Source organism: Campylobacter lanienae NCTC 13004, from assembly GCF_002139935.1.
GTDB lineage: Bacteria > Campylobacterota > Campylobacteria > Campylobacterales > Campylobacteraceae > Campylobacter > Campylobacter lanienae.
In genome coordinates this window covers 1,235,614-1,258,768 of sequence record NZ_CP015578.1, presented here as the reverse complement: position 1 = coordinate 1,258,768, position 23,155 = coordinate 1,235,614, and the positions used below count along the sequence as shown (strand labels likewise).

Genomic DNA, 23,155 nt, shown 5'->3' with positions numbered 1-23,155 from the left:
GGGAAGGGGTACCCCGCTTGCGGGGCTTTAGGTGGGCGGGGGGAGTGTAACTCCCTGCCGCAAACGGCGACTTTGTTGCCGTGCGGAGTTAAAAATGGGTAACCCCGCTTGCGGGGCTTTAGGTGGGTCAAGGGAGTGTAACTCCCTGCCGCAAACGGCGACTTTGTTGCCGTGCGGAGTTAAAATAGTTTGCTACTTTAGGCATGGCTTTGCTACGCCGTTAAAAGTAGGTAAAAATAAAAAGTGGGAATTTGTGATATTTAACTAAAATATTAATAATTTTGGTTAGAATTTGGCAAATTTATTAAAGGAGATGAGATGAGTATTTTCACAGATAGAATCCCTGCTAAGGGATATGCGTTGCAATCAAAGGATTCTAAATTTAGCTCTTTTGAATTCACTCGCCATAGCTTAGGTGATGGGGATATTTTGATTGAAATTTTGTATAGCGGGATATGTCATAGCGATATTCACACGGCTAGAGATGAGTGGGGCGGGACTATTTATCCATGCGTGCCTGGTCATGAGATAGCTGGTCAAGTGGTCGCTGTGGGTAAAAATGTGAGTAAATTTAAAGTTGGGGATTATGCTGGGGTAGGATGTATGGTAAATAGCTGTGGAGAGTGCGATGCGTGTAAGGCTAGTATGGAGCAGTTTTGTGAGCGTGGTAAGACTATTTATACTTATAATTCTAGTGATTGCTTTCATGGTGGTGAGAATACATATGGCGGATACTCTAATAATATAGTTGTGAGTGAGAAATTTGCCATCAAAGTGGCAAAAAATGCGCCATTAGATAAGGTAGCGCCACTTTTGTGTGCTGGGATAACTACATATTCACCACTTAAATTTTCTAAGATAAAAGCTGGTGATAGGGTCGGTGTGGCTGGATTTGGCGGTCTTGGGATGATGGCTGTGAAATATGCTGTTAAGATGGGGGCTAGTGTTAGTGTCTTTGCTAGAAATGATAAGAAAAAATCTCAAGCTATGGAGCTTGGGGTTAGTAATTTCTATACTACAAATGATAAAAATATAGTTAATGAGAGATTTGATCTTATCATATCTACTATACCGACTAATTATAATGTGGGAGCTTATATAGATCTGCTCAAATATGGCGGAGAGCTGGCTATCGTGGGATTGCCGCCGTATTCACAGGCGCCTAGTGTGAGCATAATAGATCTAGTATTTAAAGCTGGTAAAAAGGTATATGGCTCACTCATTGGTGGGATTAAAGAGACGCAAGAGATGATGGACTTTTCGCTTGAAAATGAAATTTACCCTGAAACTATAATAGTATCGCCATCGCAAATCGATGAAGTATATGAGAAGCTCACAAATGGCTCTGGGGAGTTTCGCTATGTGATTGATATGAGGGCTAAATAAATTTAGATGGCGTTTGGGATTTTCGCTATTGCTATGGTGCTAATTTACGCTAGGCCATTTGGGCTGCCGGTGTGGCTAAGTGCGGTGGCTGGGGCGTTATGTGCTTTGGCTTTTGGTGTGGTGAGCACTATGGACGCTTTGAGAGTCTTGGCGATGGTGTGGGACTCGACTTTGGTTTTAGTGGGGCTTATAATCATCGCTATGGCTTTTGAGAAGATAGGGTTTTTCGATAGTTTGGCTACGAAAATTATATCAATGTGCGCTGATCGTGGGTATAGGATCAATAGATTTAAATTTTTTGCTATTATGATGGTGTTTGGGCTGTTTTTGGCTACATTTTTGGCAAATGATGGGGCGATTTTGATCCTTACGCCTTTGGTGTTTGCGCTCTTTGGTAAGGGTGAGAAGGGTGCTGTGATGGCGCCTTTGGTTGCGTTTTTAATATTTTTTGGATTTTTGAGTGATTTTGGCTCAAATGCTTTGAGTATTTCTAATCTTACAAATATAATTAGTGTTAATATCTTTGATATCTCATTTGGTGAGTATTTTGGCTCTATGATTGTGGCGCAATTATCTGCTTTTTTAGCGGCGTGTGTGCTCTTTTGGGTGGTGCTTGGTAGGCGGTTGCCTATGGTGCTTGAATTTGCTTTGCCAGATAGGCAAATTAGCAAGAGTGGGTTTATAGCTTGTATTGTTTTGCTTTTGTCTTTGCCTGTTGGGAGTGCGGTATTTGGGGCGATGGGAGTGCCTGTAAGTGGATATATCTTGATTGTAGCGGTGATAGCTATAATGATGCAAAAGAGCGGTAAATTTGAGCTATTTAAAAGAGCGCCATTTGGGGTTGTGGTATTTAGTGTGGGGCTTTTTGTGATGGTTTATGGCGTGGGTAAGGCTGGTGGATTGGAGCTTTTGCGTTTGGGCTTTGAGAGTATCGCAAATTTAGATAGCTTGGCTTCGATGCTTGGGGTGGCGACACTATCTAGCGTGGGATCTGCGATTATAAATAATTTGCCGATGGTGATGCTAGGGGATTTGGCGCTTAGGGAGCTTGGGGCTGATAGTGGGCTGATATATGCGCATTTGCTTGGGTGTAATATCGGGTCTAAGCTTACGCCGATTGGATCGCTAGCTACGCTTTTGTGGCTTGCTAGTTTGAGATTACATGGTGTGAGAATTAGAATTTTGGATTATTTTAAGCTTTCGTTTATATTTAGTTTTGGTGTGCTTTTGGCTGGAGTTTTGGGGCTTTGGATTGGGCGTGATATCTTGAATTTGGGGTAAAATATGACTTTTAGGACGCATTTGGCTATCGGGGCGCTTGGTGGCATGGGATTTGTGAGTGCTGTGGATTTGGGTAGTGTGGATAGGGTTTATATATTTGGTTTGATTTTACTTGGGAGTGTGCTACCTGATATTGATGAGCCTAGGAGCTTTATCTCTAAGAAGTTTCCATTGGTTTCTGGGGTAACGGCGACATTTTTTGACCATAGGGGGCCTACGCATTTTCTTTTTATACCGATTTTGCTCTTTGTGGCGTGGGGGATTTTTGGTTATATTTGGCTTGGGGCGATTGGGTTTGGGATGATTATGCATCATTTGGGTGATATGCTGACGCCTAGTGGGATTCGTGGGTATTTCTATCCTTTTAAAAGGGGATTTATAGCTAGAATTTTACCGAAAAATTATGCTATCAAGACTGGCTCAAAGATAGAATTAATGCTGGTGTTGCCTATAATTTTGGTAGTTGATGGGTTGCTTGGGGCTAGGGTTTTGGGCTTTGATATTGATATGGGTAGGATACTTGGAATTTTAAATTTGATTTAAATTCACCCGCTTAAATCTAAAGATATATAACAAAAGTAATATAAATAATTAATGTAAATTTAATATATAATTTACCATTAATTAATTATATTTTGCGACAATTTAATAATAAAATTCAAAATTAGGTTATCTATGATTAGAGTTGCTCTTTTGTGTTGGATTATATTGCTTGGATTTAGTGGTTGTGCTGTGCCAAATGCCCTTTCTATCGCTGTTACACCTGATGATTATATAAGCAAATTTGGGGTTAATAACTGCGATCAAAGTTACTTTGAAAATGAGCTTCAAAAGGCTAAAAATAATAAAGATCCGATATATACTGCTATAAATGCTGCTTCAATAGCTAGAGTTTGTCAGGAATTCGCACTTAGCAATGAGCTTTTGGATATTGCTGAAGATAAGTATAAATATGATGTAGATTTAGAAAGTACAGGCAATAAGATAGCTAGAAACCTTGTAGGGATACTTTTAAATGATACATTTAGTGATTATGATGGAAATTTGTATGAGAGAATAATGGTAAATCTCTATAAGGGACTGAATTTTATGAGTTTAAATGACTTTGAAAATGCTAGAGTGGAGTTTAATCGTGCTTTAATTCGTCAAGATATGGCTAAGGAGTATTTCGCTCCACAGATCCAAGCGGCCAAAGAGGAGCTAGAGAAACAAAAAAGCGATCCAAATTACAAAAAGAATTTAAAAAATACTAAATTAGTATATGATGAGTATTCTAGGCTTTTTAAGGAGTTTAAAACTAGTGAAAATTTCATCAATCCATATGCTACTTATGCGGCTTCTGTCTTTTTCTATTTAGATAAGGATTATAAAAATTCGGCAGATAAATTCCGTGAAATAGCTATCGCTAATCCTAAAAATAAAGCGATATCAGCTATAAATCAAAGATTACAAACTAGAGCCAAAAATGTAAAATCTAAGGGCAAAAAATATATATTTTTAGCTTATGAAGATGGCCTTGGGACTATAAAAAATGAATTTGCTATGAATATTCCATATATTATTAGCGATGGGGTGGCAACTTTGAGTTTATCTTTGCCGATGCTTAAAAAGCGTGATTTTAGTTATAAAGATATAAGCATAAATGGGGTTAAGGCGACTCAAATTAGTAATTTTGATAATATTTTTGCTAGTGAGTTTAAGATAGAGCTTCCTTGGATCATCACGAAATCTATATTATCAGGCGCTATCAAATCCACAACTAGTGCCGTCGTGGCTAGTGAGGTTGGTGGGGTAGCGTCTTTGGCTACAACTTTTTTGCTTTCAGCAACAAATAAAGCTGATATAAGAGTGTGGCAAACTCTACCGAAAATAGCTAGTATCGCTATGGTAGAAAATAAAGGCTCATATACAATCAAAGATAGTAGTGGTAAAATCATAGTTAGTGATAAGATAGATAAGAGCAAAGATGCGTTGATCTGGCTACGATCATCAAATAAAGATATGGTAAAATCCATTATAATACAGAGGTGAAATATGAAAAAATTAGCAATGTTTTTGATATGTGCTATGCTGTTTGGCTGTGCTGGTAATAGCGATATAGTCTTAGGGGATAATGGCTATAACTCGAATTTAGTAAGCCTAGAGGCGATAGATAGGGATATAGTCCAAGGTATCAATCACAGATTTAATGATCTTGGGTTATTGGAGTTTCAAGTTATTTTAAAAAGTAATTCTGAAATGGATGTGGCGTATAAGGTGATTTGGCTAGATGAGAGTGGATTTGAGCTTAGAAATTCGATCGATGAGAGCTATAAGGTTTTGCGTCTTAATGCTAATCGCCAAATCTCTATCAATAAACTAGCTCAAGACAAAAGAGCTAAAAGTTTTAAAATTTATCTAACTACAAAGGGGTTATAAGATGAGAAAATTAGCTTTAATGAGTGTGGTGGCGGCAACTTTGTTGCTTAGTGGATGTACTAATCAGCCATTTTATACAGATAATAGTGGCAAAGTCAATCAAGGTGATACTATTACCCTTGGGTTAAGCAATGAGGATTTTGAGTTAGCGGCTGAGACTATGATAAATAGCTTGCTTAGTGATCCGGCATTTGCTAATCAAAAGCCAGGGGTCAGAAAAGTTGTAGCGATAGGAAGAGTAGTCAATGATACGGCTCTTAGGCTAGATACTGATAAACTAACTAGGAAAATCACTCAAGCTATGAGAAGATCAGGTAAGTTTGTGCTTACTTCTGCGGTGGCATCTGGTGGGGCGCTTGATAGTATGAGCGAAGATGTCAGAGAGCTAAGGGGTAATGATGAATTTAATCAAAAAACAATAGCCAAAAAGGGAACTCTAATCTCGCCTGATTTTTCGCTATTTGGTAAAATTCGTCAAGATAATATAAGATTAAGCAACGGCAAAACAAAGGTTGAATATCTATTTTTACTTGGTTTGACTGATCTGAATTCGGGTCTAGTGTATTGGGAGGATGAAAAGATAATCAATAAAGCCGGCTCTAGCGATAGCGTAACTTGGTAAGATATTATAAAGGATAAGAGATGAAAAAGATACTATTATCAATGGCAGTTTGTGCGGCTTTGGCTTTTGGGATGGGGGATAAGGCTAATGAGATAACTCAAGCCGATGTGGATATCCAAAACAAATTAAGCGATGCTAGCACGCAAGATATAACGCCTAAAAGCGTAGAAGATTTTTTTGATGAGTTTAAGGATGAATTTGGTATAGAGTATGGCATCACAAAAGATGGCAAGACATTTTATACCGGAGTTAGCGAAGTAACGCTAAGCCCAACTGATAAAAGCTTTGCTAAATCTTTACAAAATGCCTATAATAGAGCTCTATTAAATTTACAAGGTGAGTTTGTCAAAGATGCCTTTGGTAGGATAGCTACAAGTAGCATAAGCAGATACAAAGCAGATCAATCAGACAACGCTAGGGAATTCGAAGAGTTGCCAAAAGGCGGGGCTATCTCTCAAATTTTTGATCAGCTAACGCAGCTAGCGGGTGCTGAATTAAATAGGGCTTTAAATGATCTAGGTGTAGATAGCCAAGGGCTAGAAGAGGTGAGAAAAAAAGAGCTTTTAAAAGATGAATTTACTAAAAATATCGTTACAAAAGCCTTTGGCAATATGAGTGGATTGGTGCCGGTAAAAACGGTTGTAACACAGACAAAAAGGGGTAATTATAGAATTGGTGTTATCGCTGTAATGAGTGATAAAACTAGACAAATCGCAAAAGATATGAAAAATAAAACCTCTTCACTCATAAAAGCAAAAGGTGGTAAGCCAGTAGTAGAGTATCTACCAAAAGAAAAAGCCGGTTTTATACAAGAGTATGGAATTAGGCTAGTATATGATGAGAATGGTGCGCCTATAATTTTAAGCTATGGAAATTGGGGTTATATCCCAGATGCTAATAGCAAAATAGCAGATAGACAAGAGAGTATAGCCAAAGATACCGCCGCAGCACAAGCTGATGCGGCTATAATAGAGTTTATCAATACTAGCGTATCATTTAGCGATGAGAAAGAGACAGGCGAGGCAATAAACCAAAATATAAAAGAGACAAAAAATATTCTTTCAGGTGATACGCAAATTCAAGAAGAGACATTAGAAAATATGATAGATAGAGTCTCTAAAACCATACAAGCAAAAGCTTCAGGTCAAATCCGTGGGATACAAACGCTAAAAAGATGGGATTATACCGATGAAAATGGCGTGGAATATGTAGGTGTAGTGAGATACTACTCTTATGCTAATTATCTAAATATCACAAACGCCATATCAGATAAAAAGGGCTCAAATGCTACTTCAAATTCCGCTACACCGGCTAAGGCTACTCAAAGAAGCTCAAAAGTGGTAAATACGATAGATGATTTCTAGGATAGAGTATGAAAAAATATCTATTTATATTTGCTTTTTTGGCTTGCGCTTTAAATGCTGAGGTGGTAACTCACACTAGCACCAAAACAGCTACGGGAGAAGGGCATGGCCTTACAAGAGAAGAGGCTATAAATAACGCAATAGTTGAAGCTGTCGGTAAAATTAGCGGTGTAAATATAAACTCTATAAAAAAATCAAACACACAAGCGATAAGCGATAATAGTGGCTCAAATATCGTAGATACCTACCTAAATGATATCAGCAAAGCCACAAAAGGCAGAGCCGATAGCTATGAGATTATCAGCACTAATCAAGATAGCACAGGCAAGTGGGTAGCAGTAGTAGAGATAAAAAACTCAAAAACTACCAAAAGCTATAAAGCCCCAGGCTTAGATAATAAGCAAAGAAGAAGCTTAGCGGTATTTAACGCTAGTGATGGAGATACTAGAGGGCTTGGCGAAAACCTAAAAACTCATATAATCACAAATCTAACTAAATCAAGAAAATTTAATATTCTAGATAGAGATAATGGTGGATACTATGAGATGGAAAAGGCTTTGATTAAAAGTAGCAATGCTAATAGCGATGAAATATATAAGCTTAAAAATGTTCTTGGTAGTGATTATCTTATGATTTTTGATATTAAGGCCGCACAAGCTAGAACAAAACATAGTAATCTAACTGGCCAAAATATCACAAAAGCGGAATTTGCAGTGGATTATCAAGTGATTTTATTTGCCACTAGGGAGGTAAAATATAGCAATACTCTTACAATGAGTGTAAGCGTAAAAGATGATCTAAAATCAAATGAAGAAGCCTATAAAAAAATCGCTGATAAGATAACAAGCGATATATTAAACGCTATTTATCCCTTAAAAATCGCTAGTGTAAATGGGAAAGAAGTGGTATTTACACAAAATTTAAATGTAGGCGAGAGATTTGAGTGCTTTTCTCAAGGCAAAGCTCTAAAAGATAGCTACACAAAGCAAAGCACAAATGATATGAGAGTAGAGAGCAAAGTAGGAGAAGTCGAGATAACAAGAGCCGATCCAAAGCTTAGCTATGCTAAGATCATAGATGGCCAAATGAAAGAAGGCTACATTTGTCGGCCATTAGGCGGTGGTTCTGGCTCAGGATATAGCGAAGGTCGTGATACAAACTACCAATTAAATGATGGCGGCGGCGTGAATTTGGGATTTTAGGATATTTTACAAAACTTTGCGAATTTAAAAAATTGAGTATTAAAAAATTCGCAAAGTTGGGAATTTAAGAAGTTAATACTTTGCGAATTTACGCAATTGTGCGGAATTTGGCTCTGTTTTGAATTTAGCTTATAGAAAATTTTTTGTGTTGTATTTGGTAAATGTGGTTTTCATTTTATAAGCTTTTAATATCACGCTTAGAGCGCTCTTTTTGTGTCTTTTGGCGTGTATTATCATCTCGCCTAAAATACAGCAAAGCCCGAAAATATCATCTGGAATTTCGCTATTTAAATTTAGATTATCTAGTGGTTTATCTATCAAATTTTTTATCACAAAATAGCCAAAAATGCTTTTTAAAGCTTTTAAGATCTCAAAGCCTAAAGTAGCAAAAACCTTATACTCATTTATATCATTTCTCATAGCCATAAGCTCATCTCTAAACTCTGGTGTGCTAGCAGCATACTCCCACCAAATATCATTGATATTTCGATTTTGGCTATCGGTATAGCTTTTTAAAAACCGCCAAGGCTTTTCGCCATAATGGATGATTTTTGGCTCTTTATAACTTTGCATAAACTCAGCCCTAGAGCAGTTAAGGCGGTGATCTTGCTCATCTTTACAGATCGCAAAACAGAAGCTAATGGATGAAAAATTATAGCTAATAGGTAGCTTTAAGAGCTTATTTGCTGGTATTGTAGCGTTTAATAGATCTTGATCGGCGGCTTTTATATAGGTGGCATTTTGGGCTAGGGATTGGCATTTTTGTTCTATTTTATTCTCTATATAAGCCTTTGTGTTGATGAGTAACAATCCAGCATTGAAGTAGTCATTTGTAAATTTATGGGTGATGATTTGGTTATTTTGTTTATATTTCATTTTGCGTTTTTTGCTTCCGGGGTCATTGATAGCAGCTAGGATATTCTCTTTTAAATCAATAGCAAAAAGCTCCCTTAAATCGCAAAGGCAGAGCATATCAGAATCTATATATAAGCATCTATCCACGCTTGGGTTGAGATAGTTTTTGAGTTTTAATCGATAATAAGTCAAAAAATTGCTATGCGCCGCCCCAGAAACTGGAAAATCATAAAACTCATTATCATTTAAAATATGAGTGGTAATCAAGCAAGGGTAAATCTCATTAAGGCTCTTTTCTAGGGCTTTTAGCTTATTTTGCGTGGCGGTGGAGATTTGGTCGCTTAATATATGAAATACATAGCCTTCAGTTCTATTTTCAGCGCTTAAATCATTGAAATTTAAATTTTCATAGCTACTAAATGAGCTATTAGGTGGCATTTGCGGGGTAGGCTTTTGACAAAAATCTTTGAAATGGAGATTTAAATTTGTATTTTTGATAATGCTATTTATAAGCACCGCTGTGTATTTGATATAATTTTCATCTGCGCTAAATACTATATGGAACATTTTAAGCCTTTTTTATGTATAATTGTGCCAAATTATAGCAAAATATGGTAAGATTTAACTCATTAATTTTACTTACCAACTTTAGAGGGCGTATTATTTGAAGAAAATATTGATAGTTGTTCCTGATTTAAGTATAGTTGGCGGCAGGGAGCGTGTTGTAGCGAATTTGAGTAATGAGCTTGTTAAAAATTATAAAATTTATATAACTAGTATATTTAATGCTAATAAAAATATAGTATTTAATTATAGTAAAAATATCGAATTAATAAAATTATCTGATATTAAAGAAATCACCTTGTCAAATGTAAAAAACCCATTTTTTAAAATTTTACGTGAATTAGCTAGGCCATTAGTTAGATTTGCAAATAGAATAATTATAAAAATAATGAGCAGGCGTTTTATAAAATTAGCAAAAAAAATTGAGCCAGATATTATTATCGATAATAGTGATAGTTTTATCAATGGTAAATTTGCTGTAAAAAATAGTGCTGTAATTAAACTTATTCATGGTAAATTTGATATTTATAAGAATTTTAATTTAGATGGTTTGCAAAATTTTGTATTGCTTTCTTCTCAAGAGCTTGATAAATTTAAAACAAAATACCCAAATTCTAATTTTTATATAATCCCAAATTTCATTCCAAATATCTCAAATTTAAATACTAATTACTCACAAAAATTAGTTGTAAGCGTAGGTAGGCTATCAAAAGAAAAAGGCTTCCTACGCTTAATAGATATTTGGAAGTTAATTCAAGATAACAAAGAATTCAAAGATTGGAAACTACATATCGTAGGCGATGGCGATCTAAAAGAACAGATAAAAACTAAGATAGATAATCTAAATTTATCTAACTCTATAATCTTAAAACCATTTACTAAAGATGTAGAGAGCGAGTATCTAAGTGCTAGCATATATGCTATGGCAAGCCACTTTGAAGGACTTCCTATGGTGCTTATAGAGGCGGGGACTTATGCCTTGCCAACCATAGCCTTTGATATCGCCACAGGCCCAAGCGATATAATAGAAGATGAAAAAAGCGGATTTTTGATAGAAGATAATAATTTAGATGAATACGCCAATAAACTAAAAATATTAATGCAAGATGAGAGCTTAAGAGCTAAAATGGGTGAAAAAAGCAAAGAGATAGTCAAAAATAAATTTAGCAAAGAGGTGGTGATGAAGCAGTGGGAAAATCTATTTAAGAGGCTTAAAAGTGATAAATAATCCAAAAGCATCAATAATAATTCCTGTATATAATATAGAAAAATATTTAAGAGAGTGCTTAGACTCAGCAATAAATCAAAGTTTAAAAGATATAGAGATTATAATAGTAGATGATTGCGGAAGTGATAAAAGCATGGATATCGCCCAGGAGTATGCTAAAAATGATAATAGAATAAAGATTATTAAAAATAAGCAAAATCAAGGGCCATTTACTAGTAGAAATAACGCTGTTTTAGCAGCTAATGGCGAGTATTTGGTATTTTTAGATTCTGATGATTTTTTGGATTTAAGGGCTTGTGAGATAGCTTATAATGCCACTAAAAATGGGTATTATGATGTAGTGAAATTTAATGCTTATAATTATGAAAATGGCAATGCTACTATATTTGATAAAATTTTAGAAAATGATAGCTTTGAATCTTTAGAAGAGTATGCTAATTATATGTATAGACAAAAAGGCTATCCGAGATGGAGTTTAGCTTTTATGATGGTTAAAAGAGATATCTATTTAAAAGCTTTTGAAATTTTAAATTTAAAAGATAGAATTATCATGGCAGAGGATGCTTTGATGAGTTTTGTGCTTTGGAATTTATCTAATAAATTTTATCATACTTGTGATATTTTGTACTACTATCGTCAAAATGAGAATTCAACAACTAAAAGTAACTGTAATAATGTAATTGAAAAAAATATACAAGACCTTATATTTGTAATTAATAAAATAAAAGAAATTTCAAAAAAATATAAATTTAATACTAAAATTACTAAATTATATATAATTTATTTGCGATATTGCGAATACAATATAAGAAAACAGCATAAAAAAATCAATAAGATTATATTTAAAATATATAATAAATATTTTAAATATAATAGAAGTTTAAGAGTTAAATTTGGGATTTAAAGGCATAAAGTGGGTAAGATTAAAGTATCAATCATAATTCCAGTATATAATGTAGAAAAATATTTAAGAGAGTGCTTAGATTCAGTAGTTAATCAAACTCTAAAAGATATAGCAATAATCTGTGTAAATGATGGTTCAACTGATTCTAGCTTAGAAATTTTAAAAGAGTATGCTAAAAATGATAATAGAATTCATATCGTAGATAAGATAAATGGCGGACTTGGTGCGGCTAGGAATTCAGGAATAAAATATTTAATAGATAGCAATATAAACCCTAAATATATCTATTTTGCAGATTCAGATGATTGGTTAGATACTCAAGCTTTAGAAAAACTATATAATAAATCACAAGAGTCAAATTCAGATATATGCATAATGAGTTTATTGCTATACATAGAGAAAGATAAAAGAATAGAATCAAGTGATTATTTAAAAACCGATTGTTATAAGATTAGAAAAAATGATGTATGTGATTATAGTGAGATTAAAGATGTATTATTTGGACGCTTTGGAGCATGTTTAAAATTTTATTCATATGAATTTTTAATAAATTCCCTATGGGAAAATGAAGAAATCTATCCACAAAATTTACTTTTTGAAGATATATATCCACATATTAAATCCTTAATACTAGCTAAAAGGATCGCATTTTTAGATGAGGCTTTGTATTATTACCGCATTAGAGAAGGCTCTATAATGACATCTAGTGCAAAAAGTAAAAGAGTTTTTGATATTTTTAAATCAATTTATATGGTGGAAAATTTTTTAAAAAATAAACAACTGCTAAATGAATTAAAAAATAATTTTATGGAATTTATATGCGAATTAATTCAAGGGTATTATTTTTGTTGTCCATTGGAATATAGGCATGAATTTGCTACAGAAGCCAAAACATATTTATCTAAATTTGATAGTTCTTTTTATTCGCTCAATAAAATAAAAAAACAGCATTTAAGATTAATGCTAAATTTAAATAACCCATATGATAAAAAATTAATTAAAATAAAGCATAAAATCATATATATATTTAATAGATTAAAGTGGAGTTTAGGAATATGAAAAAAATATTGATGATATACGATGATATTAGTTATGGAGGTGGTGCTGAGAGAGTTATATGCAATTTTAGTAATTCTTTAATTGCTAGTGGATATGAAGTGATGGTTTTTAGTATTACACTTAACAAGCAATGTCCTTATGAATATCACCAAGAAGTTGTAATTAGATTTATTAAAGAAAATGTAAAACCTAAAGGATTAGCAAAGGTTTTACACGAGATAAAAAGATTAATAATGCCTATAAAAAAATGGAATGAAATCAAAAAAAGAGCCGTGTTTAAGCAAGCAATAAATGAATTTAATCCGGATTTTATAATATGTCATACTCATTTTGATAACAGTTTGACTAAAATATTAAAAAAAATGCAAGATAAAATTATTAAAGTTGTACATAATTCTTTTGATGCTTATGAAAAATGGCAAATAGATCTAAGTATTTATAAAAATATTGTTTTATTATCTAATCATGATATTGATAAATTTAAAACAGAATACCCAAATTCTAATTTTTATATAATCCCAAATTTCATTCCAAATATCTCAAATTTAAATACAGATTATTCTAAAAAATGTGTAGTATCAATAGGTAGTATGGATGAGAGTAATCGAAAAGGCTTCCTACGCTTAATAGATATTTGGAAGTTAATTCAAGATAACAAAGAATTCAAAGATTGGAAACTACATATCGTAGGCGATGGCGATCTAAAAGAACAGATAAAAACTAAGATAGATAATCTAAATTTATCTAACTCTATAATCTTAAAACCATTTACTAAAGATGTAGAGAGCGAGTATCTAAGTGCTAGCATATATGCTATGGCAAGCCACTTTGAAGGTCTTCCTATGGTGCTTATAGAGGCGGGGTCTTATGCCTTGCCAATCATAGCCTTTGACATTGCAACTGGCCCAAGCGATATAATAGAAGATGAAAAAAGCGGATTTTTGATAGAAGATAATAATTTAGATGAATACGCCAATAAACTAAAAATATTAATGCAAGATGAGAGCTTAAGAGCTAAAATGGGTGAAAAAAGCAAAGAGATAGTCAAAAATAAATTTAGCAAAGAGGTGGTGATGAAGCAGTGGATGGAGCTGTTTGGGAAGATTAATAAGGAATGAATATAAAGTAGTGGCGTTGCAAGATGCATAATTTTAGCTTGTAAATGGCATATTATAATTCGATTCAAATAAAGAAAGGTTTGATATTTTAATGCAATTAATTAATAAAAAAAGAGCGATAAAACAAAAGGAAAATATTGATAATATAGTTTTTTTAAATGATGTTTTGGATATTAGAGCTGGAGGACCTTCTGGATATATAGCAAATCTAAAAGAAAGTATTTCTCAATACCATATTTCTAGTAGTATTGCCTTTATCTCAATGGATAATGTTATTATTAAAAATCATCAATATAAAATACAAAAAAACATTGCAAGGATTTTTTCATTATTCATTCCAATAAGAAAATATAGAAAAAAATTAAGAGAAAAAATATTTATTTTTTTAGTCTCAAAGGCATCATTTAATGACTTAGGGATAGATGCGATAGAATATATGGGATATATCAAGCAATTGGATAAATATCAGTTTAAAACAATTATTTGTCACCATGTGACGGATGCTATTTTTATTAAAAATTATTTAAAATATAGAAAAATAGAAGCAAAGTTAATGCTAATGTCTCACTCTCCAGAGCCAATGTCAGAAGAAGTGTATCATCATGCGAAATTGAAACAAGATCAAAATGCCGATAAAATTTATGCTATGCTTCAAAAAATAGAAAAAGATGCTTTTAATCAAGCGGATATTTTGGTTTTTCCTAGTAAAGAGGCTATGGAGCCGTATCTGAAAGGTTTAGATTATTTCGAAGAATTAACTAAGAGTAAAAAAGTAATGTTTATTAGAACATGTTGTGCTAGGTTAGATATTGAAAATAGCATTAGAGATATAAGAGAAGAATTTGGTATAAAAACTAAATATATAATATCATTTATCGGCAGACATACCGCTATTAAGGGTTATGATATATTAAAGAGCATAGCAGATAAAATATTAGCTAAAAGAGATGATATAACATTTGTAATTGGGGGGGGGCAGACAAGTGAAATATCGCCCCTTGACCATCCTAGATGGATAGAATTAGGAAAAATAAATCCAGCAGATTTACTAAAAATAACAGATTTATTTATTTTACCAAATAGACAAACTTATTTTGATTTGATTTTGATCGAAACTTTGTCATCTGGTGTGCCTATTTTGGCTTCAAATACTGGCGGAAACAAAACCGTATATCAAGACACGCAAGCCATAGAGCTTTATGATAATCAAGATGATTGCATAAATAAAATAGAAAATTTCATCGATACTTCTAAAGAGTATAAAAACCAACAAAGAAAACTCGCAAAGATCGCATATGAAAATAATTACACTTTAGAACACTTTGCAAAAAATTATAATAATCTTATAATTAATCTTACAAAAGAGTGCGAGCAATGAAAAATTTGGTAGTTGGAGCTGGATTTTCTGGGGCAGTAATCGCAAATTTAATTGCTACAAAACTCAATGAAAAGGTTGTTGTAATAGACAAAAAATGCCATATTGCGGGCAATTCATATGATTATAGAGATAAAAATGGGATTATGATACATAAATATGGTTCGCATATTTTTCATACTTCAAATGAAAGAGTTTGGGATTTTGTTTGTCAATTTGGTAAATTTAATCAATATATGCATAAAGTGATAGCTCTAATCGATGGTATAGAGACTATCATACCTTTTAATTTCAATACTCTTTATGATCTTTTCCCGCAAACAATGGCAAGGCGTTTAGAAGAAAAGCTTTTAGAAAAATTTGAATACAATACAAAAGTGCCAATATTAGAATTTCAAAAACAAGATGATAAGGATTTAAAATATTTATCAAATTATATTTATGAAAAGGTTTTTTTGCATTATACTATAAAACAATGGGGAGTTTCGCCTAGCAATGTTGATGGCGCTGTGACTGCAAGGGTGCCTGTGTATTTAAGCAAGGATAATAGATATTTTCAAGACAAATATCAAGGTATTCCACTAAAAGGCTATACTAAGCTTATTGAAAATATTTTATTTCATAAAAATATTAAAATTAGATTAAATACTGATTTTAAGGATATTAATAGCAATAAATTTGATAGGATTTTTTATACTGGGTCGATTGATGAATATTTTGATTATAAATATGGACAACTGCCTTATCGTAGTGTAAAATTTGAGTTAGAAGAGTATGAGAGGGAATTTTATCAGTCTAATTCGGTTGTTAATTATCCTTGTAACTATAATTTTACACGAATTCATGAATACAAACACTATCTTCAGGATAAAACCGATAAAACAGTAATTGCCAAAGAGTATTCAGAGGCTTTTGAACTTGGAAAAAATGAAAGATACTATCCTATACCAAAAGAAGAAAATAGAATATTGTATGAAAAATACCTAAAAGAAGCAAATTTGAATAAAAATATTTATTTTTTAGGTCGCTTGGGTGACTATAAGTATTATGATATGGATAAGGCTATTTTACGGGCTATTGAATTGTTTGATGATTTATCGGTAGGTAAAATATAGATTTATATCTTATTTCAGAGCTATAAAACCATCATTACACCGCCAATCAAGGATTGACGGTATTTGCTATTGGGATTGATAGTTTCACTCCCACCCATCAAGTGCGGTTTGGAGTGTGTCAATGGTATTTTCTATCAGGCCGGCTAGGCTAAAGAAGTAGTATCCATGCTGTTTGACATACTCAAAAATCTTCTTATCACGATCGCTCTTACTCTTTTCAGGACGCACCATTAATGTAGCAAAATCTAGCTCTTGATGTAAGCAAAAGTTATACGCCGCACTCATATATACATCATTAAAACTCTTATCATTATCCAAATTCGCTTTTAATCTATCTATGCGATCTTTAAGCTCATAGAATTTAGCATATCTTGGCTCTTTGCCATTTGCTAGATCTGCGTTTGCGGGTTCTACTAATTTGCTAATTTTCTTAAATAGCTCTTTGATTAGATCTTGTTTATCTTTGCCTATTTTGATGAAATTTTCTATAATTTGCTTTTGGGATTGTAGTTTGGCGTGGCTAATATCTGGTGATATCGGTTCTGGTTTTAGTAAATTCTTTTTAACTTTGCTATTTATAATTTCGCTTACAAGCTCACCAAAAGGCCTTTCTATCGTGCCTCTAATCCTAGAGCCACCCTCGGTGGCGTTATAAACTTTTACATCAGTATATGAGCTAATCGCATCTATCATCGCCTCGAAATACTCTCTAAACATATCCCAAATTTTGATAGATTTTACATGCGTTTTGCCGCCATAGCCTAGAGTTGTTGTTATATTAGACTCATACTCTTTAGAGGCGATAGTAGGCGAAGTCTCACCAAAGACCATTCCCCTAGCGTGAGTGGTGCCATCATCTGCCATGGCTAGATCTTGTCCGATAAATATTATCTGCTTACAGCCAAGCTCTATAGCTAGATCAAAGGCGAAGTGAGCGGTGCTAGGCCCTTTACACATATAGTTTTTCGGATCTTCGCCTAAGGCCTCTTCGAATTTCAAAGGCTTATGAGCGAAGGCGACATCTCGCCCTTTTAAAAGCTTAATTGTATTAGGATGGATGAGTGAGCTAGCGATAAAGGTTATGCCATTATCAAATTCACTCACCTCACTATCAAAAAACGCCCCGCTAAGCTCGATTCTCTCCATTGTAGTTACAAAATCTGGCCTAATATTATTTAATTTTAGTATCGGATATGAGGCGTCAGCAGCGATCAAAATGGCATATGGAGCGACGCTTCTTAATAGCTCAAGTTGCTTAGTTAGACTTGGTCCAGTTGAGACGATGATGGCGGTTTGGTTGCGATTTGTGTTTAAATTTAAAATATCTTTTAAGCTGTAATTAGCATAGAATTTTGGCATATTCTCTACTACATGCTTCATCCCTATAAGGGTATCTTCCGGCGAATTGCCGGCGGCTTTGATATTTAGAAGTAAGATATTTAATAATCTTTTATTTATGCTATTTGCGTTTTGTTTGTAGGTTTGGTCATAATAGTCATTATATATGTGAAAATCATAGTTTTTGGCGTTGTATTTAATCTCTTTTTGATTACAAATTATATGTAGATACGCATCATTTAAAAAGCCAACACAAAATGGTATAAAGCGATTTTCACGCATCTCTTTACTAAAATCATTTAGGCAAAAAGCTATAAATAATATCTCAATTTCAGGCTCAAATACTACAATTTTCTTATGATTTTTATTTTCTAATAGAGCTTTATAGAAGTTGCCATTGCCAAGCCCATAGAAAAATAGCGATGGATAAAGGGCGTAATCTCTTTTGAATTTATCTAGCATATTGATTGTATGTTCTGCTGGCGAGCCACTATAAATCGGGGTTTTGGTATGTGTGTTGATGATATTTATATCTAGGTTGCCCTTGCCGGCAAAGACATCAAATTTGCTATTGCTTTTTAGGTCATAAATGGCCTTAGCTAGGATAAAGTTAATGGAGCAAAGTGCGATGATATTGTGTATAAAGGCATTAGCACCGCCATTTGCTTTGATATCTTGTTCTATTGCGTGGTGCAAGGCTTTTACTGCTTGGGGATCGACTTGGTGATTGTAGTTTTTGTTAAAGATATTATCCATTCCATCGCCTCATTAGATTGTGTTTGATATGTAGATTGTCTAGCCATTTTGCTATGATGAAATTCTCAGCTTCATCAATGGTGCTAGGATTAGTATAATAGCCCAAAATTGGTGGCGCTATCCCAACGCCTATACTAGCTAGATCAGCCATCTGTCTAAGAGATATAGCACTAAGTGGCGTCTCACGCACTCCTAGAACTAAATTTCTACGCTCTTTTATCATCACAGATGCCGCTCTTAAGAGTAGATTATCGCTTATTGCGCAACTGATTTTAGCCAAGGTATTTATAGAACAAGGCGCAACTATCATCGCATCATACATAGCCGAGCCACTAGCTGGTGGTGCGGAGATATCGCTATTATCATAGATTTGAGCGCCATCAGCAATTTTAACGCTTAAATGCTCTTTTTGTATTGATAGCTTCGCATTTTGCGTGATAATAAGAGTTGTATCTATACCCAAATTTAGCGTGGTATTAGCTAGTTTAATCCCAAGATGAGCCCCGCTAGCTCCACTTATTGCGACTATTAATTTCACTCTATTATATGTCCTACAAATTTAGAGTAATTATCTATGATATCTTTGCCTTTTCTAAAGCCCAAAGCACACCCCTCAAAAGCAAAAAACACCCCAGCTTGATAGCTATCGCCGTTACTATCTTTGGCAAATTCAGCGAATTCTTGATATAGGAATTTGCCATTATCATACTCACCGCCATTTTGGGCTTCTATATTGCCATCGCTATTTATGATAGATACATTTGCTCCTTCTCTAGCTAAAAAGGGCTTTTTGACCTGTTTTTTGCCTTTTAATGGCTCGAAGCTACTTTGTAATAAAAGCGGATGATTAGGGTATAAATCCCATAAAATTTTCATAATTCCTTTGCTTTGAAATAGCAGTGTATAGGCGGGATTTAGGATTATGGCTTTTTGGTTGTTTATTATATTTTTGATTATTAAGGCTAGGTCGCTCTCATCTATGGCTATCATCTCCCAAGGGATGAGCTTAAACCAATACTCCCAATTCTTCTCATTCCAAAATATCCCCTCATCATCATCAAACCCAACTTCATCCACAAAAGCAAAACCGCACTCAAACCCAGCGTCCCTAGCGGCCGCTTCTAGCAATCTAGTGGTATTTTCATCTTCATTATTACCAGCAATAGAGCTAAATAGAATCTTCCACCCCTCATAATACTCATCAAATTTGCTAGTATCTTCTTCAAGGGTGATTAATCTTTTGAAATTCTCCACCAATGCTTCATATAGATTATTAAATTGCTTAGCTTCATTTATATTATTAAATTTCAGCATCGCCCATTGTATAATCGCAGTCTCAAACAAACTTGTAGGCGTATCAGCGTTAAATTCAATAAGCTTAATAGGCTTACCATCTATACCGCCAGCAAGATCAAATCTACCATATATATGCCAATGAACATCATTTTCCCAACTAGCTTTGATAATATCAACTAGATTAAATGGAATTCCAAGCTCATGAAATAGATCATTATCGATCACATGCTTTGCCGCAGCCACATACATATCATATAGCTCATTTGCTGCTTCATAGAATTTCTCGGCCTCATCATCTGTGATGGATACTAGCTCATCAGCGATATATCTACTACCATCTAGATCAGTATGCCAGCCAAATCCGATACTCTCTAAATATCCATTATCAAGTGGATTAATCTTTTTTAGTTTCACTTTTGTCCTTTTGAGATAGTTTGATTTGTGTTATTATATTTTGGTAATTTAAATTTATTATTTGCTAAATTTGAATTTAGCTATATCTTATACATATAACTATCATCATATGCTCCTTTTAGGCGGGCGGTTATGGTATCTTTCCAGCTATTTTGGATATTTGTGGATTGGAGTTTGGGGATGAGGTTTAAATGTTCTTTTGGGGCGTAAAATAGCATATTTAGCTCCATTATGCTTAGATTATTTTGATTTTGAGATATTATCTCTATCTTATCGCCACTTGTGATTATGCCAGGTTTTAAAACTCTATAATACCAGCCACTAAGGCCATTTTCAAAGATAAATTTAGAGATTTTAGGGGCTATTATTTTGTTTAATTTCGCACAAGGCTTTCTAGGTTGGCTAACTTCTAAAATAGCTGAGCCAATGCGGTGAATATCGCCGATATATACGCTCTTTTCATCAATATCTAAGATGGTTAAATTCTCACCCATTTGGCCAGGATTTAGAGATCTATTAGCAAATTTATTAAAGATTTTATAGTTGCTAAAAGCATTAGCAAAAACAGCTTTATCCACGCCGCCGTGGTGCTTTGTATCGCTTAGATTATCATCTTTAACGCCATTAAAATCACAAATTATGCTACTTACACTATGCTTATCCATCGCACTGCTAAACTCGCCATAATCTTTGATAATGCCTATATTTACGGATTTTACCACTGCCATAATACGCTCTTTTGGTTTAATGAGTTTGTGATTAAATTTGCGCTTTGTTTTGCGATACCACTCATGAAACGCTCTATTGCTGGGGCTTCATACCATATATCTAGCTCCACTTGACTAAGCTCTTTTAGCCTAGATTTGGCCTCATCGTAGGTTGAGATCTTGTCTATTAGGCCTAAATTTAGAGCCTCACTAGCTAAAAATACTCTAGCATCGGCCCACTCATTAGAGCGATTAAGATCTAAATTCCTAGCATTTGCCACATCTGTAGTAAATAGCTCATAGCTCCTATCTACCAATCTTTGCAATTCATCTCTTTCGCTTTGGCTCCACTTTCTAGTATAGGTGCCTGACTCTTTATACTCACCAGCCTTTACTACTTGGGCGCTAATGCCGATTTTATCAGCTAATTTCTCTATATTTGGGGCTTGTAAGATAACGCCGATTGAGCCTATGAAACTTCCACGATTAGCATAAATTTCGTTTGCACCAATGGCTGCGTAGTAGCTACCACTAGCCATTGTCCCGCTAGCGTATGCTAGCACCGGCTTTAAGGCTTTTAGTGAGCTAATAGCATCGCTAATGGCTACACTTGCGCTCATATCGCCACCAGGGCTATTGATATTGAGTAGTACCCCTTTGATAGCTGGGTCTTTGGCTAGTTCTATTTGAGCTAAAAGCTCCTTATCATCCAAGATAGCTCCATTTAGCGATATCTCCATTAAATTTGCCCTATTAGAATTAGAGCTATTTGCAACAATCAAAATGACAATAAGCACAAAAATCATACTTTTAAAATAGTTATTGATAAATTTCAAAAGCCCTTTAATAGGTGATAAGATTAAATTTAAAATTCGCATTTTTTTCCTTTTATATATAGTGATTTAGCAGATTTGGTGTGAAGGATGAGATTTATATATAATTGATTGGTATCACTAGCATCAAATCCATCGAAAATAGCTATATCAGCGATATTGCCAACCTTTATTTGACCAAGATTTAATCCCATAGCTTTGGCGGGATTTATGGTGACTGATTTTATAGCGAATTTGGCTAGGTCGCTTAAATCCATATCGCTATGAGTTATTAGCATTGCCCTTAGCTCATCCCAGAGATTTAAGCTGATATTTGAGCTTAATCCATCTGTGCCAAGTGAGATATTGATACCATTTTTAAGGGCGTTTGATAGATCAAATTTAGCACTTAAAAGCCTATTAGAAACAGGACAAGTAACAATAGAATGAAGTGATTTATCCATTAAATTTAGATAATCTTTAGCAAAAACAGAGTGGATAAATAGCGTGCGAACACCGCTAAAAAGCTCTATAAATTCACTTGGAGTATAAAATGGCTTAGCAAGATTATTAAACTCTTTAAAAAATTTGCTAAATCCACCACTACCACCCTCTAACCAAAGCTTCTCATCTAGGCTTTCCATAAAGTGTGTAGAGATCATCATATCTGAATTTTTGGCTAAATTTATAGCTTTTTTAGCTAAATCTATATGAGTAGAGTAGGGCGAATGAACGCTAATAGCAGGGATGAAAAGATCGCTTTTTAGCTCATTTGCGACCTTGAAACGGCTTAAAAACCCATCCCATTGCTTATCTAAAATTGCCGCATTTGAGCCTAAAATTTCACTAAAATATATAGTTCTAATAGCAGATTTAGCGCATAAGCTCGCACTAAGCCCAAAGCTAGAAATCTCGCCGATCGTGCCTACACCAGCTCTAAGCTGAGTATCAATAGCGTTTTGGATATCTGAAATTTTATCGCTATTATCAAATTTATTGCTATTTGCGATAATGCTTCTTAACCATAGCAAAAAATCGCCATAATCTAGCGTAGTTTTGTTGCTACTATACTCTAGATGGATGTGCGGATTAATGAGAGCTGGCATAGCGATATCATCGCTAAAATCTAGGATTTGAGCATCTTTATACTCATTTATTAGCTCATCAAATTTGGCGATTTTTTCGATTTTGTCGCTAAATGCGATGGCGGAATTTTCTAATATATCTAGGCTTTCATTACACAAAATTATAAATTTAGCTTTTAATATTTTCATAAATTTCCTTTAAAAAAGCAGACATTATAGCCAAAATTTAGCCAATATTTTGTAAAATAGTTGCCAT

22 protein-coding genes are annotated in these 23,155 nt (G+C 34.0%); 15 read left to right on the top strand and 7 right to left on the bottom strand.

What is annotated here, in order from left to right; genetic code table 11:
- Positions 1-94 precede the first annotated feature (94 nt).
- The 9 genes from CLAN_RS08350 to CLAN_RS06380 all read left to right on the top strand — a co-directional run bounded on the left by CLAN_RS08350 (position 95) and on the right by CLAN_RS06380 (position 8,273).
- The gene (locus CLAN_RS08350) at positions 95-268 is read left to right on the top strand and encodes a hypothetical protein (protein ID WP_197736424.1); all 174 of its coding nucleotides are present in this window, start codon (positions 95-97) and stop codon (positions 266-268) included.
- A 50-nt stretch (positions 269-318) separates the two neighbouring features.
- A complete protein-coding gene (locus CLAN_RS06415; protein ID WP_096020876.1) occupies positions 319-1,386 on the top strand; it encodes an NAD(P)-dependent alcohol dehydrogenase in 1,068 nt (355 codons plus the stop codon).
- 6 nt (positions 1,387-1,392) lie between these two features.
- Positions 1,393-2,667: an ArsB/NhaD family transporter gene (locus tag CLAN_RS06410; protein WP_100590865.1), complete on the top strand. Its 1,275-nt coding sequence runs from the start codon at positions 1,393-1,395 to the stop codon at positions 2,665-2,667.
- Between the two features lie 3 nt (positions 2,668-2,670).
- Entirely contained in the window at positions 2,671-3,210 is a 540-nt protein-coding gene (locus CLAN_RS06405) for a metal-dependent hydrolase (protein ID WP_100590864.1), read from the top strand.
- Positions 3,211-3,342: 132 nt separating this feature from the next.
- Positions 3,343-4,698, top strand: coding sequence for a COG3014 family protein (locus tag CLAN_RS06400; RefSeq protein ID WP_096015115.1), 1,356 nt, complete (start codon positions 3,343-3,345; stop codon positions 4,696-4,698).
- Positions 4,699-4,701: 3 nt separating this feature from the next.
- Positions 4,702-5,085 carry a YcfL family putative periplasmic lipoprotein gene (locus CLAN_RS06395; RefSeq protein ID WP_100590863.1) on the top strand — a complete coding sequence of 128 codons (384 nt, stop codon included), beginning with the start codon at positions 4,702-4,704 and terminating at the stop codon, positions 5,083-5,085.
- A gap of 19 nt (positions 5,086-5,104) precedes the next feature.
- A complete protein-coding gene (gene lpoB / locus CLAN_RS06390; protein ID WP_415270432.1) occupies positions 5,105-5,707 on the top strand; it encodes a penicillin-binding protein activator LpoB in 603 nt (200 codons plus the stop codon).
- 20 nt (positions 5,708-5,727) lie between these two features.
- Positions 5,728-7,071 carry a DUF6844 domain-containing protein gene (locus tag CLAN_RS06385; protein ID WP_096014142.1) on the top strand — a complete coding sequence of 448 codons (1,344 nt, stop codon included), beginning with the start codon at positions 5,728-5,730 and terminating at the stop codon, positions 7,069-7,071.
- A gap of 8 nt (positions 7,072-7,079) precedes the next feature.
- Entirely contained in the window at positions 7,080-8,273 is a 1,194-nt protein-coding gene (locus tag CLAN_RS06380; protein WP_100590861.1) for a CsgG/HfaB family protein, read from the top strand.
- A 129-nt stretch (positions 8,274-8,402) separates the two neighbouring features.
- On the opposite strand, the gene CLAN_RS06375 is transcribed toward CLAN_RS06380, so the two are convergent.
- Entirely contained in the window at positions 8,403-9,695 is a 1,293-nt protein-coding gene (locus tag CLAN_RS06375; RefSeq protein WP_100590860.1) for a glycosyltransferase family 8 protein, read from the bottom strand.
- 97 nt (positions 9,696-9,792) lie between these two features.
- Here CLAN_RS06375 and CLAN_RS06370 point away from each other — a divergent pair, with 97 nt between their 5' ends.
- From CLAN_RS06370 to glf, 6 genes are all read left to right on the top strand, one after another.
- A complete protein-coding gene (locus CLAN_RS06370; protein WP_100590859.1) occupies positions 9,793-10,920 on the top strand; it encodes a glycosyltransferase family 4 protein in 1,128 nt (375 codons plus the stop codon).
- Entirely contained in the window at positions 10,910-11,824 is a 915-nt protein-coding gene (locus CLAN_RS06365) for a glycosyltransferase family 2 protein (protein WP_167368942.1), read from the top strand. The genes CLAN_RS06370 and CLAN_RS06365 overlap by 11 nt, the downstream gene beginning before the upstream one ends.
- A gap of 9 nt (positions 11,825-11,833) precedes the next feature.
- A complete protein-coding gene (locus CLAN_RS06360) occupies positions 11,834-12,883 on the top strand; it encodes a glycosyltransferase family 2 protein (protein ID WP_100590857.1) in 1,050 nt (349 codons plus the stop codon).
- The gene (locus CLAN_RS06355) at positions 12,880-14,001 is read left to right on the top strand and encodes a glycosyltransferase family 4 protein (protein ID WP_100590856.1); all 1,122 of its coding nucleotides are present in this window, start codon (positions 12,880-12,882) and stop codon (positions 13,999-14,001) included. The genes CLAN_RS06360 and CLAN_RS06355 overlap by 4 nt, the downstream gene beginning before the upstream one ends.
- A 91-nt stretch (positions 14,002-14,092) precedes the next feature.
- The gene (locus CLAN_RS06350; RefSeq protein ID WP_100590855.1) at positions 14,093-15,379 is read left to right on the top strand and encodes a glycosyltransferase family 4 protein; all 1,287 of its coding nucleotides are present in this window, start codon (positions 14,093-14,095) and stop codon (positions 15,377-15,379) included.
- Positions 15,367-16,491 carry a UDP-galactopyranose mutase gene (gene glf / locus CLAN_RS06345; RefSeq protein WP_100590854.1) on the top strand — a complete coding sequence of 375 codons (1,125 nt, stop codon included), beginning with the start codon at positions 15,367-15,369 and terminating at the stop codon, positions 16,489-16,491. Before CLAN_RS06350 ends, glf begins: the two co-directional genes overlap by 13 nt.
- An 84-nt stretch (positions 16,492-16,575) precedes the next feature.
- Here glf and CLAN_RS06340 read toward each other — a convergent pair whose 3' ends face one another.
- From CLAN_RS06340 to mqnF, 6 genes are all read right to left on the bottom strand, one after another.
- Positions 16,576-18,585 carry a motility associated factor glycosyltransferase family protein gene (locus tag CLAN_RS06340; RefSeq protein WP_100590853.1) on the bottom strand — a complete coding sequence of 670 codons (2,010 nt, stop codon included), beginning with the start codon at positions 18,583-18,585 and terminating at the stop codon, positions 16,576-16,578.
- A complete protein-coding gene (locus tag CLAN_RS06335) occupies positions 18,578-19,123 on the bottom strand; it encodes a UbiX family flavin prenyltransferase (RefSeq protein WP_096019145.1) in 546 nt (181 codons plus the stop codon). The genes CLAN_RS06340 and CLAN_RS06335 overlap by 8 nt, the downstream gene beginning before the upstream one ends.
- Positions 19,120-20,295 carry a glutathionylspermidine synthase family protein gene (locus CLAN_RS06330; RefSeq protein WP_096020883.1) on the bottom strand — a complete coding sequence of 392 codons (1,176 nt, stop codon included), beginning with the start codon at positions 20,293-20,295 and terminating at the stop codon, positions 19,120-19,122. The genes CLAN_RS06335 and CLAN_RS06330 overlap by 4 nt, the downstream gene beginning before the upstream one ends.
- Positions 20,296-20,375: 80 nt before the next feature.
- Positions 20,376-21,023 carry an MOSC domain-containing protein gene (locus CLAN_RS06325; RefSeq protein ID WP_100590852.1) on the bottom strand — a complete coding sequence of 216 codons (648 nt, stop codon included), beginning with the start codon at positions 21,021-21,023 and terminating at the stop codon, positions 20,376-20,378.
- Positions 21,011-21,880 (bottom strand): signal peptide peptidase SppA, encoded by an 870-nt coding sequence (gene sppA, locus CLAN_RS06320; RefSeq protein ID WP_100590851.1) that lies wholly within the window; start codon positions 21,878-21,880, stop codon positions 21,011-21,013. Before sppA ends, CLAN_RS06325 begins: the two co-directional genes overlap by 13 nt.
- The gene (gene mqnF / locus CLAN_RS06315) at positions 21,868-23,088 is read right to left on the bottom strand and encodes an aminofutalosine deaminase family hydrolase (RefSeq protein WP_100590850.1); all 1,221 of its coding nucleotides are present in this window, start codon (positions 23,086-23,088) and stop codon (positions 21,868-21,870) included. Before mqnF ends, sppA begins: the two co-directional genes overlap by 13 nt.
- Positions 23,089-23,155: the final 67 nt, after the last annotated feature.

Excerpts from the sequence above, each read along its gene's own strand:
- CLAN_RS06355 (WP_100590856.1), top strand. The coding sequence starts at position 12,880 with ATGAAAAAAATATTGATGATATACGATGATATTAGTTATGGAGGTGGT.
- CLAN_RS06395 (WP_100590863.1), top strand. The coding sequence starts at position 4,702 with ATGAAAAAATTAGCAATGTTTTTGATATGTGCTATGCTGTTTGGCTGT.
- CLAN_RS06400 (WP_096015115.1), top strand. The coding sequence starts at position 3,343 with ATGATTAGAGTTGCTCTTTTGTGTTGGATTATATTGCTTGGATTTAGT.
- CLAN_RS06375 (WP_100590860.1), bottom strand. The coding sequence starts at position 9,695 with ATGTTCCATATAGTATTTAGCGCAGATGAAAATTATATCAAATACACA.
- CLAN_RS06380 (WP_100590861.1), top strand. The coding sequence starts at position 7,080 with ATGAAAAAATATCTATTTATATTTGCTTTTTTGGCTTGCGCTTTAAAT.
- CLAN_RS06405 (WP_100590864.1), top strand. The coding sequence starts at position 2,671 with ATGACTTTTAGGACGCATTTGGCTATCGGGGCGCTTGGTGGCATGGGA.
- CLAN_RS06325 (WP_100590852.1), bottom strand. The coding sequence starts at position 21,023 with ATGGCAGTGGTAAAATCCGTAAATATAGGCATTATCAAAGATTATGGC.
- lpoB (WP_415270432.1), top strand. The coding sequence starts at position 5,105 with ATGAGTGTGGTGGCGGCAACTTTGTTGCTTAGTGGATGTACTAATCAG.
- CLAN_RS06415 (WP_096020876.1), top strand. The coding sequence starts at position 319 with ATGAGTATTTTCACAGATAGAATCCCTGCTAAGGGATATGCGTTGCAA.
- CLAN_RS06350 (WP_100590855.1), top strand. The coding sequence starts at position 14,093 with ATGCAATTAATTAATAAAAAAAGAGCGATAAAACAAAAGGAAAATATT.
- CLAN_RS06410 (WP_100590865.1), top strand. The coding sequence starts at position 1,393 with ATGGCGTTTGGGATTTTCGCTATTGCTATGGTGCTAATTTACGCTAGG.
- CLAN_RS08350 (WP_197736424.1), top strand. The coding sequence starts at position 95 with ATGGGTAACCCCGCTTGCGGGGCTTTAGGTGGGTCAAGGGAGTGTAAC.
- CLAN_RS06340 (WP_100590853.1), bottom strand. The coding sequence starts at position 18,585 with ATGGATAATATCTTTAACAAAAACTACAATCACCAAGTCGATCCCCAA.
- sppA (WP_100590851.1), bottom strand. The coding sequence starts at position 21,880 with ATGCGAATTTTAAATTTAATCTTATCACCTATTAAAGGGCTTTTGAAA.
- CLAN_RS06385 (WP_096014142.1), top strand. The coding sequence starts at position 5,728 with ATGAAAAAGATACTATTATCAATGGCAGTTTGTGCGGCTTTGGCTTTT.
- mqnF (WP_100590850.1), bottom strand. The coding sequence starts at position 23,088 with ATGAAAATATTAAAAGCTAAATTTATAATTTTGTGTAATGAAAGCCTA.